At 32.0% G+C, this 17496-nt stretch carries 16 protein-coding genes; 10 read left to right on the forward strand and 6 right to left on the reverse strand.

The window, feature by feature from the left end:
• Window positions 1-46: 46 nt before the first annotated feature.
• On the reverse strand, window positions 47-1246 hold the full coding sequence (locus tag GTH24_RS06405; RefSeq protein WP_072069635.1) for a ribokinase: 1200 nt from the start codon (window positions 1244-1246) through the stop codon (window positions 47-49).
• A 1389-nt stretch (window positions 1247-2635) separates the two neighbouring features.
• Here GTH24_RS06405 and GTH24_RS06410 point away from each other — a divergent pair.
• From GTH24_RS06410 to GTH24_RS06430, 5 genes are all read left to right on the forward strand, one after another.
• Window positions 2636-3187, forward strand: coding sequence for a fimbrial protein (locus GTH24_RS06410; RefSeq protein WP_072069633.1), 552 nt, complete (start codon window positions 2636-2638; stop codon window positions 3185-3187).
• A 63-nt stretch (window positions 3188-3250) separates the two neighbouring features.
• Complete coding sequence (locus GTH24_RS06415) at window positions 3251-3937, forward strand: fimbrial biogenesis chaperone (RefSeq protein WP_072069632.1); 687 nt, start codon at window positions 3251-3253, stop codon at window positions 3935-3937.
• Between the two features lie 51 nt (window positions 3938-3988).
• Entirely contained in the window at window positions 3989-6520 is a 2532-nt protein-coding gene (locus tag GTH24_RS06420; protein WP_164526087.1) for a fimbria/pilus outer membrane usher protein, read from the forward strand.
• A gap of 19 nt (window positions 6521-6539) precedes the next feature.
• A complete protein-coding gene (locus tag GTH24_RS06425; protein WP_072069631.1) occupies window positions 6540-7580 on the forward strand; it encodes a fimbrial protein in 1041 nt (346 codons plus the stop codon).
• A 13-nt stretch (window positions 7581-7593) separates the two neighbouring features.
• Window positions 7594-8136, forward strand: coding sequence for a fimbrial protein (locus GTH24_RS06430; RefSeq protein WP_072069630.1), 543 nt, complete (start codon window positions 7594-7596; stop codon window positions 8134-8136).
• A 92-nt stretch (window positions 8137-8228) separates the two neighbouring features.
• Here GTH24_RS06430 and GTH24_RS06435 read toward each other — a convergent pair whose 3' ends face one another.
• Window positions 8229-8681: a multidrug/biocide efflux PACE transporter gene (locus GTH24_RS06435; RefSeq protein ID WP_164526088.1), complete on the reverse strand. Its 453-nt coding sequence runs from the start codon at window positions 8679-8681 to the stop codon at window positions 8229-8231.
• A 100-nt stretch (window positions 8682-8781) separates the two neighbouring features.
• Here GTH24_RS06435 and GTH24_RS06440 point away from each other — a divergent pair, with 100 nt between their 5' ends.
• Entirely contained in the window at window positions 8782-9654 is an 873-nt protein-coding gene (locus GTH24_RS06440; protein ID WP_072069628.1) for a LysR family transcriptional regulator, read from the forward strand.
• 68 nt (window positions 9655-9722) lie between these two features.
• On the opposite strand, the gene GTH24_RS06445 is transcribed toward GTH24_RS06440, so the two are convergent.
• The 3 genes from GTH24_RS06445 to dkgB form a co-directional block, all read right to left on the reverse strand.
• Complete coding sequence (locus tag GTH24_RS06445) at window positions 9723-10061, reverse strand: DUF1869 domain-containing protein (RefSeq protein ID WP_072069627.1); 339 nt, start codon at window positions 10059-10061, stop codon at window positions 9723-9725.
• Window positions 10062-10065: 4 nt separating this feature from the next.
• Complete coding sequence (locus tag GTH24_RS06450) at window positions 10066-10398, reverse strand: DUF1971 domain-containing protein (protein WP_072069626.1); 333 nt, start codon at window positions 10396-10398, stop codon at window positions 10066-10068.
• 366 nt (window positions 10399-10764) lie between these two features.
• Window positions 10765-11568 carry a 2,5-didehydrogluconate reductase DkgB gene (gene dkgB / locus GTH24_RS06455; protein WP_072069625.1) on the reverse strand — a complete coding sequence of 268 codons (804 nt, stop codon included), beginning with the start codon at window positions 11566-11568 and terminating at the stop codon, window positions 10765-10767.
• A gap of 378 nt (window positions 11569-11946) precedes the next feature.
• Between dkgB and cbpA the strand changes: the two genes are divergently transcribed.
• The 3 genes from cbpA to GTH24_RS06470 all read left to right on the forward strand — a co-directional run bounded on the left by cbpA (window position 11947) and on the right by GTH24_RS06470 (window position 15230).
• Window positions 11947-12888, forward strand: a complete 942-nt coding sequence (cbpA, locus tag GTH24_RS06460; protein WP_164526089.1) for a curved DNA-binding protein — start codon at window positions 11947-11949, stop codon at window positions 12886-12888.
• Entirely contained in the window at window positions 12888-13196 is a 309-nt protein-coding gene (gene cbpM / locus GTH24_RS06465; RefSeq protein ID WP_072069623.1) for a chaperone modulator CbpM, read from the forward strand. Before cbpA ends, cbpM begins: the two co-directional genes overlap by 1 nt.
• 537 nt (window positions 13197-13733) lie before the next feature.
• The gene (locus GTH24_RS06470) at window positions 13734-15230 is read left to right on the forward strand and encodes a C69 family dipeptidase (protein ID WP_164526090.1); all 1497 of its coding nucleotides are present in this window, start codon (window positions 13734-13736) and stop codon (window positions 15228-15230) included.
• A gap of 73 nt (window positions 15231-15303) precedes the next feature.
• Here the strand turns inward: GTH24_RS06470 and GTH24_RS06475 are convergent, their stop codons facing one another.
• Window positions 15304-16200: an AraC family transcriptional regulator gene (locus GTH24_RS06475; RefSeq protein WP_115350998.1), complete on the reverse strand. Its 897-nt coding sequence runs from the start codon at window positions 16198-16200 to the stop codon at window positions 15304-15306.
• 357 nt (window positions 16201-16557) lie between these two features.
• On the opposite strand from GTH24_RS06475, the gene GTH24_RS06480 reads away from it, so the two are divergent.
• On the forward strand, window positions 16558-16890 hold the full coding sequence (locus GTH24_RS06480; protein ID WP_115350999.1) for an MliC family protein: 333 nt from the start codon (window positions 16558-16560) through the stop codon (window positions 16888-16890).
• Window positions 16891-17496 lie beyond the last annotated feature (606 nt).

Raw genomic sequence — 17496 nt, forward strand, 5'->3', positions numbered from 1 at the left:
CTCGATTATATAATTTATTAACGGGGGGGTTATTTATGCACTTCCCTTACATACGCTCTTTTTTTAATCTGGCATCAACACTTGTCCTAGATGGCATTGATGATGCACCTTTTTTTTCAACGGCCAATGATGCATAAGCAATAGAAAATTTAATTGCTTCATCCATATTTTTACCTTCTATTAATTTTGCGGCCAAAGCACCTGTGAATGCATCACCTGCACCACTTGTATCAACGACAGATGCACTCATCGCTTTGTAATATTTCATAGTGTTACCATTGAAATAAAGAGCACCACTGTCACCAAGTGTCATTACTATTTCTTTAACACCTAAGTTGTGTATTGCTTTTATGGCTTCCTGTGCTGAAATAACGCTATCAATTTTAATATTTGATATTAGTTCTGCTTCTGTTCCATTTGGTATTAATAAATCAACAGATGGCAAATGTGAGACAATATGCTCTGAATAGGGTGCTGGATTAAGAATGACATAACATCCCGATTTTTTTGCTATTTCAATCGCAAACTTAGTTGCTTCTATATTATTTTCTAATTGAGTAAGAAAAATCTTTGCCGATTGTAGATTATTAATATCTGAAAGAATTTCAGCTTTAGTAATGGTTGCATTAGCCCCTAGATCAATAATAATACTATTGTTACCGGTTGTGTTCTCAACCATAACTAATGCATTCCCTGTCTTTGCATTGGCATCCTTAATTAAGGTATATGAACTTATCTTTGTAGTACCGAAATATTTCTCTGCAGTAGCGCCGAATGAATCGTCGCCTACTTTAACAAAAAAATGCACATGGTCATTCAATTCAGCCGCCGCAACTGCTTGATTAGCACCTTTCCCACCAGGAAAAAAGTTTGTAGAGATTGCTTTGATTGTCTCTCCGACAAAAGGAAATCTTTCAACTTCTGTGACAACATCTAAATTGAAAGATCCTAAAATATATAATGAGCATTTATCTGTAGTTTTTTTATCTCTACTTTGTTCTTCGCAATCAAATTGAAGTACTCTGGTTTCATCAATAGTTCTATTTATTATTGGTTCTAATTCGATTTTTTGTAATCTCACTCCACCATGAAATTTAGTTGCTATACCTAATAACTGTAATTCATCTATGTATCTTCTTACTGTTCTTTCCGATACATGAAGTAGAGTACTGAGCTCTTTCACATAGATAGAATTATCTTTCACTAATTTTTTTCTGATAAATGCAATACTACTCTTTTTTTTCATATCACCTCTCGTTTGTTAAAAAATGTTTTACCATTTGTTAATATAATAGAGGTTAATTAAGTTTATTCTGCTTGAGTAGTCACGTTTTTTGCTCGTAATTGGACAATTAACTGTCCGTTTAGATAAGTTTTAAGGAAAACATATGAATAATGCGATTTGTTTGTGTTGGATGATTATCTAAAATCGTAATGAAATTATTGAAAATTATTTACTAATTTTTGATTTTACTATCATTGAAATCAAAAATTGGAAATATTTAGATCAAAAGTAATAAAAATATAAGATAAAGAAAAACAACTTCGATAGTATTTTCATATTAATTTTAATTAAATCAAAGTAATTGACTGAGTAAAATAAAAATCAAAAAAATATCAGCGATAACAAGTAAGACGCCAATAAGTGTTCTGACCAAAAGGCATGAAAGTGTTGTAGAAGGAGCTTTAGGATATAATGCAGAAAAAGACCAATGAGCCAGTGCTGCAATCAAAAATATAGCGAGTATCATATAACTTATAAAAAATACCATCATAAAATCCTTTAGACTAAGTGTTATATTTATTCTAAAAAGGAATACCTTTATTTTTTATAGAACTTTTATAATTCTAATTTACTATTGGGATAATTTGAAGCATATTAGCATGATGATAGTCATTAATTTTATTATTACTATCTTGATATTAATAGGTTTATACCATATTTGTGAATAAGCTTAAATTATTGCTATTATCCTGTCTAGGAGCACTTTCGCTTACCTAATGTTTTTGTCTAAAATTATATTTATCATGCATAGCCAATGTTTTGTCAATAGCCGAAAAACTTAAATATTTTATTTCTAATTAATATTAATAATTGATTGTTTTCTTAAATATGTGCTTCATTGATTAAGTTGTTTACTCTTAAGTTGGGTAAATATTGCCTTTGTAAAATTTACTGTTTATTTTGATACTAAATAAATGAATGCTATTTTTGATATTTATCACAGAATGAATATATAAATAATAATCAAATCATTTTTGTACCACTAATAGTCTTTTTTAGATATTCTTTTTGTGTGTATTTTTTGATTTATTTCTAGTTTTAATGAAGCTTTGAAAATCACTTGGATTATAATTCTGATATTATTTTTATTTTTATTTTTATCATCATATTAGCTTTATGTTTTTATATTTTATATTGAATTTATTCTTTATATGACTACTGATTAAGATTTAGTTGAGAAATTAAAATAGCTAATTTATTATTAATCTCAATTTAAGATGACAATATTAAAAGAAAGGCTTTTTAAAAAGCTATTTCTTCTTTGATATAGTTTAAATTAAATTAATACTCTTTATTTGTGTAAATACAAGGTTTAAATAGACTAATTATTTTTATATCAATGAGGTCAATATGTTCCAACTTAAACGCAAACTAGTTCTATTAGCGGCCACAACGTCATTATTAGGTCTATCTGCAGCAACATTTGCAGCTGATGGTACAATAAATTTTACAGGTAAATTTATTGATACCACATGTAATATCCAATTTGATAATGGATCAAATACAGCAGAGGTTAATTTAGGTAGTTATAACGTTAAAGCATTAGCTGCTGTCGGTGATTTAACAACAAATAAACCAATCAAAATTGCATTAGCAAATTGCCCTGTTCAAGATCAAACGGTCAATATTGAATTTACCTCTAACAATACGAATGCTGATGGTCATACTTATATAGTGACAGGTGCTAACCCAATTTCTAAATCAGATGTTGGTGTTGCTTTATTTAATGATAATGCTCAAACGTCACAAATTATTCCTGCATCAACTCAAATTCCTGTGGTTTTAACTGCGGATGCGGGTGAAACAACCGTTTATGCTTCATTTAAGCGTATTGCTAATACTGGCGCGTTAACGGGTGATGAAGTGACATCAACGGCAACATTTAATATTAACTATTTATAATATTTAACAGAATCCTCCATGATTGATAAGAGGATTCTGTTATTTTTTTAATAAAGGCGACTTATGTTTAAAAATATAAAAACTACTTTATTTTTAGCAATATGTTTTATTTTACCTACAACAGCACAAGCTAGTGTGGTACTTGAATCTACACGTATTATTTATATTGCAAAAAGTCATGGTGCGACCATTACTGTGCAAAACCCCGATCCAAATCCTTATTTAATACAATCCTGGATTGGGAATGAAAATTCCGATGCACCTCTTGCTGATCCTCTTTTTATTACGACACCGCCACTTTTTCGTTTAGATGCTGAGCAATCAAATACACTTAGAATTGTACAAATGGAAAACAAAGGTGAATTACCGAAAGATAAACAATCCGTTTTTTGGCTGAATGTAAAAGCGATCCCAGCATCCAATCCTGATGCAACAAATACTTTACTTATTTCAATTAATAGTCGCATAAAACTTTTTTACACCCCTGAGGGGTTGTCTCAAAATGATTTTGATTTAGCGTACAAAAATTTAAAATTGTCAGTAAGTAATAATCAACTCCACATTGAAAATCCGACGCCTTATTACGTAACATTTTCAACGCTTTCTGTAGGGGACTATAAATTTAATAGACCTGAAATGTTATCACCTGAAAGTAATTATAGTTGGAATTTACCCAATGGCACTAATGGAAAAATAACATGGAATGCAGTTAATAGTTATGGTGGGTTAACAGAATTATTAACGAAATAAAGATCTCTAATTATTAATATTTAATCATATGTTTTAATTGAGAATAAAAAAATGAAAATAGGCAATATAGAAAATGAAAATAAAAGATGTTATAAAAAAGGATACTTTCATTTTTTTATCGCATTGATTATTTATTTTTTCCATATTGAAATATCATTTTCTGATGATTACTTTGACCCTTCAGCACTCAGTTATGGCGCGGATCAAAATATTGCTGATTTACAAAGCTTGGCACAATTTTCAAAACCAGGTGGTCAGCTCCCAGGTGTTTACCTTGTCGATATTTATATTAATGATGAACTTGTTGGGAGTGAGTCAATAGTATTTATTTTAAATGAAAGTGACCGTAATATTTATCCTGTTCTTACAAAATCTCAACTTATCAAATGGGGTGTTAACTCATTAGATAAATCATCTCTAAATACATTAGCTGATGATGAAAAAATTTATGCTCTTGATAAAATCATTCCTGATGCCAGCGTGAAATTTTACTTTTCACAACAAAAACTTAATGTCAGCATTCCTCAAATATACATTGATAAATCTATAAGAGGAGAAATTGACTCAAAATTATGGGATGAGGGGATTTCCGCTGCATTATTAAATTATACATATTCAGGATCTAATACATGGATTTCTAATACAAACAAAGAACATACAAGTGACCAGTTTTTAAATTTAAGGAGCGGGTTAAATTTCAAAGGCTGGCGTTTAAGAAATTACTCCACATACCATCATAATAATAATGAAAATAAATGGGATAGTATTCAAACCTATTTAAGCCATCAAGTTGTCTCTATTAAATCTTTATTTACGGTTGGTAATGTAAATAGCTCTGGTGATATATTTGATAGTTTTACGTATCGAGGGGTTTTACTTGAATCTGATGAGAGCATGTTACCTAATAGCCAAAAAGGTTTTGCACCGATTATACGAGGTATTGCGCGTAGTAATGCTCAGGTAATTATACGGCAAAATGATTATATTATTTATCAAACTTATGTCGCAGCCGGTGCATTTGAAATAAACGATCTTTATCCAACGTCTTATAGTGGGAATTTAGATGTCACAATTGAAGAGGCAGATGGAAGTAAACGTGATTTTGTTGTGCCTTTTTCTTCACTGGCAATTATGCAACGTGAAGGAAGTTTAAAATATTCTTTTAGTAGTGGTAAATTTGATTCTAATATAAATTCTAAAGAGCCTTATTTTGCACAAGCAACAGCTATGTATGGGCTGCCTTTAGATATTACTGTTTATGGTGGGCAAATTTTAGCAGAAAAATATGCCGCATCAGCAATCGGTATTGGCCTTAATTTGGGCGAGTTAGGTGCAATTTCGACAGATATTACTCATGCTAATATCGTCCACAATAATAATAGCAATAACACTAGAGATTCAGGTCAGTCCTATCGATTTCAATATTCCAAAAGTATGTTACAAAGTGGTACGACAGTCACGCTAGCTGGTTATCGTTATTCTACACATGGTTTTTATACGTTTAATGAAGCCAATAATCTTAATGAAAATAACTATAACAAACGTTCACGTATACAAGCTAATTTAAATCAATCATTAAGTCGTTATGGCAATCTTTATTTAAGTGCATATCAGCAAGATTATTGGGGGCGTTCAGGCACAGAACGTAATATTAATGCAGGTTACAACACTCACATTAAAAATATCTCTTATGGCTTAAGTTATAGTAGCATGCCAGACTCTGATGATGATCATCAAATTGCATTAAGTATGAATATTCCACTATCGAATTGGTATCCTCAAAATTCAGCTTATTTAACGTCAAGCATGAACTTAGCACGTGGCGGTAGAAATAACTTACAAGTGGGTGTGAGTGGTACTGCATTAGATAATAAACAACTTAATTATGCCGTAAGTCAGAGCTATGGTAATCAAGGGCAAAATGCCAGCGGTAATGCACAAGTTTCCTATAATGGCGCCTATGGAAATATTAATGCAGGGTATAGTTATGGTTCAGAATATCAAAGAGTAGATTATGGTGCTCAAGGCGGCATTGTTTTACATCCTTATGGTATGACATTATCGCAACCATTAGGTGAAACATTAGCATTGGTTAGCGCGCCTGATGCTCAATATGTAAAAGTACAAAATTTAAATAGCGTTTCGACAGATAGCCGGGGCTATGCGGTTATTCCTTATCTTTCACCTTATCAACGTAATAACATAACGTTAGATATTAATTCATTAGATGATGATGTTGAAATATTAGGGAATAATAAAACGATGGTCCCAACAAGGGGCGCAATAGTAATAGCCAATTTTGATGTAAAAAAAGGTTTTAAAGCATTAGTTTCACTTAAATTTAGAGATAAACCGATCCCTTTCGGTGCAATTGTTACATTGGCTGATGATGATAAATCGCTTCAAAATAATGCAAGTATTGTTGGGGATAATGGTGTGGTTTATATAAGTGGTCTTGAGGAGGAAGGAAATCTCTTTGTTAAATGGGGAAATAAGGCAGATCAACAATGTCGCGCGCAATATATTTTATCAAAAACGCTGGAAAATAATTCTATACAGCAGATTAACGTATCGTGTTTGTAATAAATTAAAGGTGGATAAAGTGAGACTTAATGAAATATTATTTTTTATAACGACATCTTTAATTATTAGTGTTTCACAAGTTGTTTATGCGGAATCTAAACATAATGATTTAGCTTTAAATATTGGACCATTTACCAATATTCCTTCTGAAAATGAAATTATTGATGGAACATTATTAACCGGAAATTGGGATACAAATCGTATTCAACCTTATTTTTGCCTTGATACAGATAACGGATTTGATAGACAAACGGCAAAATCAATTCGAACGACAAGTGGTATTCAAGCGAGATTTGAACGTATTAATTATGATGTTTTTGAAACAACACACTCTGGTGTTGGGTGGATTATGTCGGTGACAAATAAGGATAATGATAGATGGTTGCCTATTCTTGCAGGACAAGAGACGAAAATTTTTGAAGGGAGTCCATCATATGGTTTGGGGGCGAAAGTTAAACTTTCATTAGTCAAAATTCCAGGTCGCTTCCCTAATGGTGTTGTTACATTACCTGCCCAAGATTTAGCACATATAAGTTGTTATCGAAATGGAAGTGTAATAGAAGTTGCTACAATTAGGTTGTCATCTGTCACAATGGAGTTTAAGGCACGTTCTTGTCGTGTTCAAACAGGAACTCAAACATTACAAATGGGCACTTATACAAGGCAATCATTTTCAAATTTAGCGGTTGGTCAGAATTTAGGAACAGGGATATCAACCAATATCAATTTAAGTTGCGAAAAAGATGTTGTTCCTTTTGTTACGATTAGTGATAACAATCAATTGGGTAATGAAAGCAATATTATTTCATTAAAATCACCTGATGCAACAACCACGGCAAAAGGTGTTGGTTACCAAGTCTTTTTTGATAACCAATTGCAATCATTAGGACCTAAAAGTGCAAGTGTCGGAAATAAAAATCAGTTCCAAATAAACCCAATAACAACAATGAATAATCAAACTGTACCAATAGCGTTATTATTTAAATATGTGAAAACAAGTAATAATATCGTTGCTGGTGATGCGAATGCTTCTGTTACATTAACTTTTTCATATCAATAATAAGGTGATAGGAATGATGTATGTAAGAAATAATTATAAAATCATTATCTTATTGATAAATGCCTTATTTATTGGAAATGCAACCGCAGATGAAGTCGTAATTAACTTGCAAGGACATATAAAAGAAGGAACCTGCCAAGTTGCTAATTACCAAAAGGTGCTTTCTTTAACTGGAGATCAGCAATATATAAGTATTCATAAAACTTTTCCAACGGTTGGCAGTGCAAGCCAAGCTATTCCTTTTACAATTGAACTAAAGGATTGTGATCCTACATTAAATATTTCAATTCGTTTTGATGGTGTGACAGTCTCAGGATACGATAATATTTTAATGCTAACTCAAGGTACATCTTCAGCTGATGGTGCAGGTATTCAAATATTAGATAAAGAAGAAAATCCCATTAATATTGGCGAAAAGACAGCCGTTGCTTTTGATGTTAAAAAAGAAACAGCATATGTTTTACCCTTTTATGCTCGTTATATTCGTTATAGTAATGATAGAGTAAAAGAAGGTGAAGCGAATGGCAAAGTAGATTTCACATTTACCTACGATTAATTATGAAAAATAAGTAAAAAAGCACCTAATGGAATATGAACTATCCAATAAACTGGGGTCAGTTCAATATCAAAAGGTGCTTTTTTGAGATTTTAATTACGTGCAACAATACGTTTTTCTTTATGGCTGAACCAGCTTTCGCGTAATTTATCGTAACTAAGATTAAATGCATAAGTATAGAAAAGGAAGAAGACAAAAAATCCTATTTCTAATAAAAATGCATCCCATAGCGACATATTTAATAAAAATGCCAGTATTGGCAAACCGATAATAACAAAACTAAATTCAAAACCAATTGCGTGCATAACACGTATTTTAGTTGGTCTTGATCCTTTAGATAAAGGCCAATAACGATCGAAAATCATGTTATAAAATAGATTTAATAGCATCGCTAACGTTGATAAAACAATAGCCACTGTGCCCATTTGAAAAATTGAGCGACCCAAAAGCCATGCACTAAGCGGTGCTGTTATGGCGATAGCAATTGCTTCAAATGTAACAGCGTGAAAAACGCGCTCAGTAAATGTTTTTTGATATTGGCTCATATCCCACCTCAAATTAATTATTTAACAAAAAACGAGTGCAATTATTGGTAATATTTTGTATATATACAAAATAGGTGCCATCGAAAAAACCGATACCATAATGAATTATTCCATAGAAACTTTACGTACATTTATTGAAGCCGCTTCATTAAAATCATTTTCTGCAGCTGCTCGAAAATTAAATAAAAGCCAATCTACAGTCAGTAGCACAATTACTGGTTTTGAAGATGATATGGGGTTTGAATTGTTTGAGCGCAAAGGAAGAGAATCAACACTCACTTTTGCAGGGCAGAAAGTATTAAGCCTCGTTGAAGATATCTTAGCCGCTGATGAGCGATTACAGGCATTAAGAATAGAACTATCGCCTGAAATGGAGCCTCGTTTAAGTTGTGTATTCTCTGATATGTATCAACCACCTTATTCAGAGAAACTCTTGAAAATTCTAGATAAAGAATTCCCACATCTTGAATTTGAGTTTCTTGTTGCAGAGAATGATGATGTGATTAATATGCTGCAAAATAATCAGGCGCATATTGGTATGATGGAATCACGAATAGAATATCCTGCTGATATTGCTTTTGCCCGATTACCTATACAAGGTGAGCTAGGATTATATGCACATAAAGCCCACCCTTTGGTGAAAGAAAAGCAGATAACTTATCAGCATCTCACAATGAATCGTCAGCTTAGATTAAGTAGTCGTGCTCAATTTGTTATTAATAGTGAGAAAAACTGGCAGGCACCTAATTATCTATTATTGCTCGAAATGGCAGAACAAGAGATGGGATGGGCGATACTACCTACATGGCTAGTAAAGCAATTTGGGCATGGTTTATTAATGAGCTTAAATTACGATCAATTCCCTAAAAAAATAGATATTGATTTAGTTTGGTCTAGAAATAATCCGCCAGGAAAAGCAGGATATTGGATGATAGATAGGCTCTTAAAAAATGATCTTCAATTTTCTCTCTAGGTATTAATCAATCACCTTCATTATCAATAGATATAGTGAAGGTGATATATTCCTTTCACGACGTCAGATCACCAACCACAAACATTTGTTTCTTCATCCATATCATAACCACGTACAATATTGATAAGATCTTTTACCATTAAACTTGATGTATCAGCATCGAGTAAATCGGTTAAATAACACTCTTGATCAACAGAAACGCCATTATTTTTGTTCGTGAGTTCCAAAGAGAGTTCTTGAGTATCAATATTTATTTTATTTTTTAATTCATCAACTAATGACAAAATTTCTTTTGTTGCGATTTCTGGAATATATAAAATTTTAGGGTTAAGAAAGATTTTTTCAGATTTTTCATTATCATTAGTGTTAATCAATGCTAATAAATAGCCTTTGTTTTCATTTTCCATATTATTAACCTTCAGCAAGGACTTTGGGATCGACATAAAAATCGACATTAAAAACAGTATCTTCAGTTTTTGCTTCTATTTTGTGCCATGTTTCTGGTGGGAATACACCAAATTCACCCGCATTAATCACTAATGTTTCTGTTGGCTCTGGACTAATTTCATCTGCATATGCGTAATAAATAATCACTCCTTGCATAACAGATAGTTTCGGGTAAACCCCTTGGCGAGTTCCTTTATCTAAATGTCTTTCCCATATTGATTTTGGGGCTGTATCTACGGTCCAAAGTGGCGTTGAGCGTACATGAATATAGTGAGTAGGAATAATAATCCTTTCCATTTTACCGCCCTTATTGCATTGAATAATGTGGTTTATCTGCTTTTTATCTTAGTCAGAATAAAAAGCTGAATTTGTCACTAGGTAAATGACTTTTCTTAATGACAAATCTACCTCGTATAAAAAAGTATTTCAAATGCCACTTAACAATAAATTGCTAAAAATAGAAGGAGGGTTAAATAAGATATTGTTTTTACTTAATAAAAAATATTTTAAAAAATAAAAAATATTTTAAATGAGAGGGCTAAATGATAACACTATGTTATTTAATTTATTTATAGGGTACTCGATAATAGTGCGAAAAAATAAAAATATAGGGTTGAAATTTATCTTTTCACCCTATATTTGACAAAATTCATCGTTATTTCATTAATCCCAATTAGGTGCTAATCCTTCAGGGCTAACTAAACGATCATTACAATCTAGCGCTGCAATTGCTTTTTTGTCTTCAGCATCAAGTTGAAGATGAAGGCTTAATAAATTACTCGCTAAGTTTTCACGTTTTGTTGAAGATGGAATAACAGAATATCCTTCACTTATTGCCCAAGCTAAAATAACTTGTGCTGCAGTAGCATTATGTTTTTTAGCAATTGCCTGAATAGTTTCATCTTTTAATGCTTTACCATAGGCTAATGTCATATAAGACGTAATAGGGACCCCATGCTCTCTCGCCCAATTAACAACATTATGACTTTGCAAGTAAGGTGATAATTCAATTTGATTAGTTGCGATATTTTTTACACCAACTGCGTTAATTGCTTGTTCCATTAAAGGGATCGTAAAGTTAGAGATCCCAATTTCACGTGTTAAACCTTGTTTTTTTGCTTCTAATAATGCTTGCATAAATTCTTCTACTGAAACTGCATTATTAGGTGATGGCCAATGAATAAGTGTTAAATCAACATAATCGGTTTGTAAATCACGTAAACTTTGTTTTAAGCTCGGGATCAATTTGTCTTTAGGTAAATTTTCTATCCAAATTTTAGTTGTGATATAGAGATCTTGACGAGGAATACCACTTTCAGTAATTGCTTGACCAACGGCTGCTTCATTACCATAAATTTGAGCAGTATCAATTGCACGATATCCTAATTCTAACGCTGTTTTTACAGAGGCAATAACAACGTCATCTTTTAAACGAAAAGTACCAAGACCTAATACTGGAACGCTCATAATATTCTCTCTTAATAAATTGAATTAATTTTAAAGCACAACTCAATATTCATGATGGGTTAATACAGCACATGCTCATAACTTATTGAATTTAGCTATCGTTACTTGCTGCTATAAGCTCATATTGATAGAAGGTCGTGCTATTCATAATGTTTCGATGGCAGTTATTGTATTCTTATCTGTTTTTCTAAAAAGAGGGATAAAAACAAAAGACTTTTGCTAAATAGGCAATAATGAAAGGGTAAATCTATATGTTATAAGCTGAAAAAATTCTGCTTTAAAGAGTTTCATTAACCAACGTAGTTTCTCTGTTCTATAATAAATTAAGTATAAGGTATTAATATTTTATTTGTTATTTAACGTAATTGAGATATCACTATGGAATTAAAGGATTATTACGCCATTATGGGCGTTAAACCTACGGATGATATTAAAACGATTAAGACAGCATATCGCCGTTTAGCAAAAAAATATCACCCTGATGTCAGTAAAGAGCCTGATGCTGAGGCGCGTTTTAAAGAGATTGCTCAAGCTTGGGAAGTTTTAGGTAATGAACAACGTAGGGCAGAATATGATGAGCTCTGGGCTCATCGCAACGACCCGAAATTTAGGCAATTTACGCAACAACACTCAAATCAAAACCAAGAAAGCTTTAGCCAAGAAGAGTTTGACGATTTTTATACCTCTTTTTTTGGACACCATTCTCCATTTGAAGGGCGACGAGCTCAACAACCTCAAAAACAACGTGGTCATGATTTAGAAATAGAATTAGCTGTTTTTTTAGAAGAGTCGCAAGAAGAGCACAAACGTACAATCAGTTATCATTTACCGGTTTATAATGTGTTTGGGATCTTAGAAAAAGAAATGCCTAAAACATTGAATGTTAAAATTCCTGCTGGTGTTATTGATGGTCAACGTATTCGTTTAAAAGGGCAAGGAACAACCGGTGAGAATGGTGGTGAAAACGGTGATTTATGGTTAACAATCCGCATTGCACCACATCCTTTATTCGATATTAAAGGCCATGATTTAGAAATCGTTGTTCCTGTTGCACCTTGGGAGGCTGCATTAGGTGCTAAAATTCCTATACCCACAATAAAAGAAAAAATCTTATTAACGATCCCTGCAGGAAGTCAAACTGGACAAAGATTGCGCATTAAAGGGAAGGGATTGGTTAGCAAAAAAGTCAGTGGTGATTTATATGCAATTATTAAAATTGTCATGCCTCCGAAACCTGATGAAAAGGCGCGTGAGTTATGGCAACAAATTGCAGATAGCCAGACCGATTATAATCCACGTAAAGATTGGGAGAATAAATAATGGGTCAATTAACAACAACAGTATTTACTGTCACTGAATTTTGTCATCATACGGGAATATCCAGTAATGATCTTAAAGAATTTGTCGCACTTGGTGTTATTGAACCATTAGAAATTGAAACTCAAGAATGGTTTTTTGATGATAATGCGATTGTAGTAACACACCGCGCATTAAAACTGCATAAAGAACTTGCATTAGATTGGCATGGTATTGCGATAGCGCTTACTTTGTTAGATGAAAATGAGCAACTTAAACAAGAAAATAAACAATTACGCCAGCAGTTAATGCGGTTTATCGATAAACCCTAATTAAATAACATAGCCATTAAAGACATTAACTCTCTTAGTGGCTATTTTATTATTTTCTGACTTTAGCCACTTTTTATGCACTATTAGATACAGGATATAGAGTTATTTATACAAGTACAGTAGAGCCTAAAAAGAGATCTACTATTTATTAGAATTTATAAAGAAACGCATCATTTAAATTTAATCAGAGAATAAATATTAATAAATTGGGGAGCTTGTTTATTAAATTATAATAAAATTAACATAACTTGTGAGTTGTACAATAATTTATTACATGAAATTATTATTAATAACAATGTTGTTTTAATATTTAATTGTATTTTTAATGTATCTTTTAATAAATATTATTAATATTAATACTATATGATTAATTAATTTTTTTATTTCAAAATATAATGTTTGTTGAGATATAAATCACGGAAATATTCTCTTTCTCATTGCTAATATTCTATCTCCAATTATCTATCTGGTTTTTTATTTTTTTATGGATATTTAATTAACATACAAATTATAAATAACAAGCAAATGGGGAGTTTTATGTCTTTTTTCAAAAAAGGTATTATTGCCTTATCAATTAATATAGCACTTGTTTCTTCTGCATTAGCATGTACCACGCTTTTAGTAGGCAGTGAAGCAACAAATGATGGTTCATTTATCATTGCACGTAGCGCAGATAGTGATGCATTAAAAGCACAACATTTTGTTATTCATCCCGCTAAATCAAATCAAACAGAAACTTACAGTACAAAAGACCATAATGGTGCTAATAACTTCACTTATCCCTTACCTAAAAATTCATTACGTTATACCACCGTACCTAATTGGAAAACGCAATTACATGGTGCGACTGGATTTAATGAATTGGGTGTTGGGGTTAGTGGCACAGAATCTATTTTCGCCTCACCTCAAGCACTTGCGTTTGATCCTTATGTTGAAGATACAGGAATAACAGAAGATGATATTCCTGATGTGTTACTTTCAAGAGCAAAAACAGCGCGTGAAGCAATCGAATTATTAGGAAGTATTATTGAAAAACAAGGGGCTGGAGAAGGATTTGGAGTTGCAGTTGTTGATAAAAATGAACTTTGGTATTTAGAAACAGGAACAGGACATCATTGGATTGCACAAAGATTGCCTAAAGATAAATATTTTGCAACAGGTAATCAAGGCAGGCTACAAGATTATGATATTAAAAGAGATGATGTTTTAGGTTCTAAAAATTTAGTGGAATTTGCGATCGAAAAAGGACTTTATAACCCAGAAAAAGAGGGGGCTTTTAATTTTTCTAAAGCTTATACGCGTGATGATGAACGTGATCGCACCTATAATGATCCTCGAGTGTGGATCATTCAACAACAATTTAACCCATCACTAAAACAAGCTGTCGATGATGGGCGCAATTTTGTACCTTTATTAACGCCAGAGAAAAAAGTTTCTGTTAAAGAAGCTAAGGCAATGTTACGTAATCATTTTGAAGGTACAGAGCACGATCCTTATACCAATGGATTAAATGGTAAAGAGCCATGGCGCCCAATTAGTGTATTTAGAACTTATGAAGCGCATGTAATGCAAGTTCGTCCTGAACTTCCTCAGGAAATAGGTGAAGTAACTTATGTTGGCTTAGGTATGGCGGATTTAACTGCATTTGTTCCGTATTACAGTGGACTAAAAGCTTATCCTCAACATTATGGAATAGGCACAAATAAAGCAGATAGCGATTCTATTTATTGGAAATATCGAAAATTACAAACATTAGTGATGACAGACTATCCAAAACTTGCACCAATAGTAAAAAAAGCCTACCAAGAATGGGAAGAAAAAACAGCATTAGAGCAAAAAGAAATGGAAGCTAAATATCTTGCTATGGTTAAAACAAATAAAGTAGGTGCAGATAAAATGCTAAATGAATTTAATTTACGTGTGATGGAAAGTGCGGAGTTATTAACCGATAATTTAACAAATGAATTATTTACTGTAAAAACAAAAGATATTCAAGATGATGTTTTCTTTGCTAACAAGTCTAAAAAAGACTGATAGAGAAATATTGTTTTAAATATAGTTTAGACAAAAGATCCCAAGTTGTTGGGATCTTTTTAATAATAGGCCATTAAATAACAGGAATATAGTAGCTAATTTTTTGCAAATACTGCCCACTTTGATCAAGTAATTTATCGTAACTCACTGGCTCTTTTAGTGTATATCGTTCAATATCAGGGCCAGGTCTACGTAATAAATTCATTTTTGGTAATACCTTAGTATATACCGTATAAATAATGTCATCATAACCCGTTAATGAATCCAAAATTTCATCCATATGGAAAGTAATTTCTAAGTAATTACCACTGGGTAGCTCTAATTGTGACATTGCTGAGATATTAGCTGCCGTTGATAGCTTTTCTTTATCAACCGCAGTGTTATAAATGTACATGGTGTCATCTAATGTACTTGCAGATGCTCTGTGCATTGCGTATAACTCAGTCGGTATTGTATGTACATCTTTCAAAAATTTACGCCAAAACTCCCTTCTGAATTTTTTCTTGTCTGAATTCCACGTTGAAATGGGTTTATTATACTGGTGTGACATGCCGGCTAATTTTAGAGAAGGGAAGGTAACGACCTCATATTTGGCACTTAGCTCAACAGTTTCTAGTGCTGGAAAAATAAGCTCACTAATATCCCAACCTGGTTTTTTTCTATACTCGGAAGGGGTGATATTAAATTGTTTTTTAAATGCACGACAAAATGTTTGCTGAGAGTCAAACCGGTATTTCAATGAAATATCTAGCAGACTGCAACGTGTAATACGTAAGGCATAAGCACCACAAGATAAGCGGCGGGCGAGTATGTATTTTCCTAAAGATATTCCTGTATATGCTTTAAATAAGCGCTGAAAGTGCCACTTCGTATAGCCTGATTTTTCAGCAACGATATCTAATGATAAACGTGAATCAAGATTCTGCTCGATCCAAACAATGATATCTTTAACAACATTCTCTTGAAGCATGAATATTCCTATTATTTTTCTCTATCGATATTTTTCAATAAGATCGATTTAATTTATTGAACTACAATAAATTTATAGGTGCTAGGATAATAGCATATCGTATAGTGGTAGTTACATTGAATAAAGTAAAATAGGCGAATATTAATGTAAAGTTATGTATTGGAAATTATTTGAATTAAATTTGATTTTAAATAAAAAATAACCGGTGAGGTCATTAATCAATGATTGATTTTTTTATTCAAATAAAGATAAATTTTTTTGTTTTCATTAAATACGGAAGTATCCTATTTTGTCTTTAAAAGAAAGCGCCTAGCTTTATTGTATTAGTGAAATTCATTTGCTATTTTAGGAGATATAATGAATAAGTTATTTTCTATTTCAGCTGTTGCTTTAGTCTCATCGTTAATAGCAGCCCCCGCTTTAGCTGCTAAAACGGATACTTATAATTGTGAAGGTCAGAAAATTAGAGTTTCATTTCCTAATGAACAGCTTGCTGTTATGTATTACAGCGATGAAATTATTGTTCTACAAGAGGCTATTGCGGCGAGTGGTGCTCGTTATGTTGGTGAAAATTTCCAAATATGGGGAAAAGGGAAAAATGAGTTTAACCTCGCTACCATTTCAGAAGATGATGCTATAAATGGACGTGTTGCCGAAGATAAGGGGCGTACGTGCGAATTAGTAAAATAGCTTCGTTATAGCATAATGTTTAAAATTAAAGGGGAGTATGTATAACTTCCCTTTTATTTACAAATCAGGTTGAACATAAAATGTTTCCATAGAATGCAATGAGTTTTAGCATATCTATTATCAATTTAGTAGTTTTTAAAAATAAAAAGATCATAAATATAGTTATATAACTATAATAATTCCTGTGATGTTAAATATAAGTTGGTATTTTTACTGTTGTTCAATAGAAGAGAAAATATACTATTTTTTATTTAATAAATAGAAATGGAAATTATTTGAATTAAATAAATGTATTTAAAAGCACATGGAAGATAATGATAAAGGTATTATTTTAAGCTCAATAAATAAGCTTAATTTAACTATATAGTGATATTGTGATTTAAGTAGTGATAACAGTATAAATAGGCTCTTAACGAATGGGCTCATTTTAGTTATACTGTGTGAAATAACATGAAAATTATTCGTTTTTTACCTTGAACGCTATCATAAAATTTATTGTGAGTTTATATGAAATCTTATCCTTAGCTAGTCTCATATTAGTTTTTAAAAGTTAAATTTAGAAAATAATACACCGCTATTTAATATAGTGGGCATTATACTATCAAA

It is taken from the genome of Proteus vulgaris (assembly GCF_011045815.1).
GTDB classification, from domain to species: Bacteria; Pseudomonadota; Gammaproteobacteria; order Enterobacterales; family Enterobacteriaceae; genus Proteus; species Proteus vulgaris_B.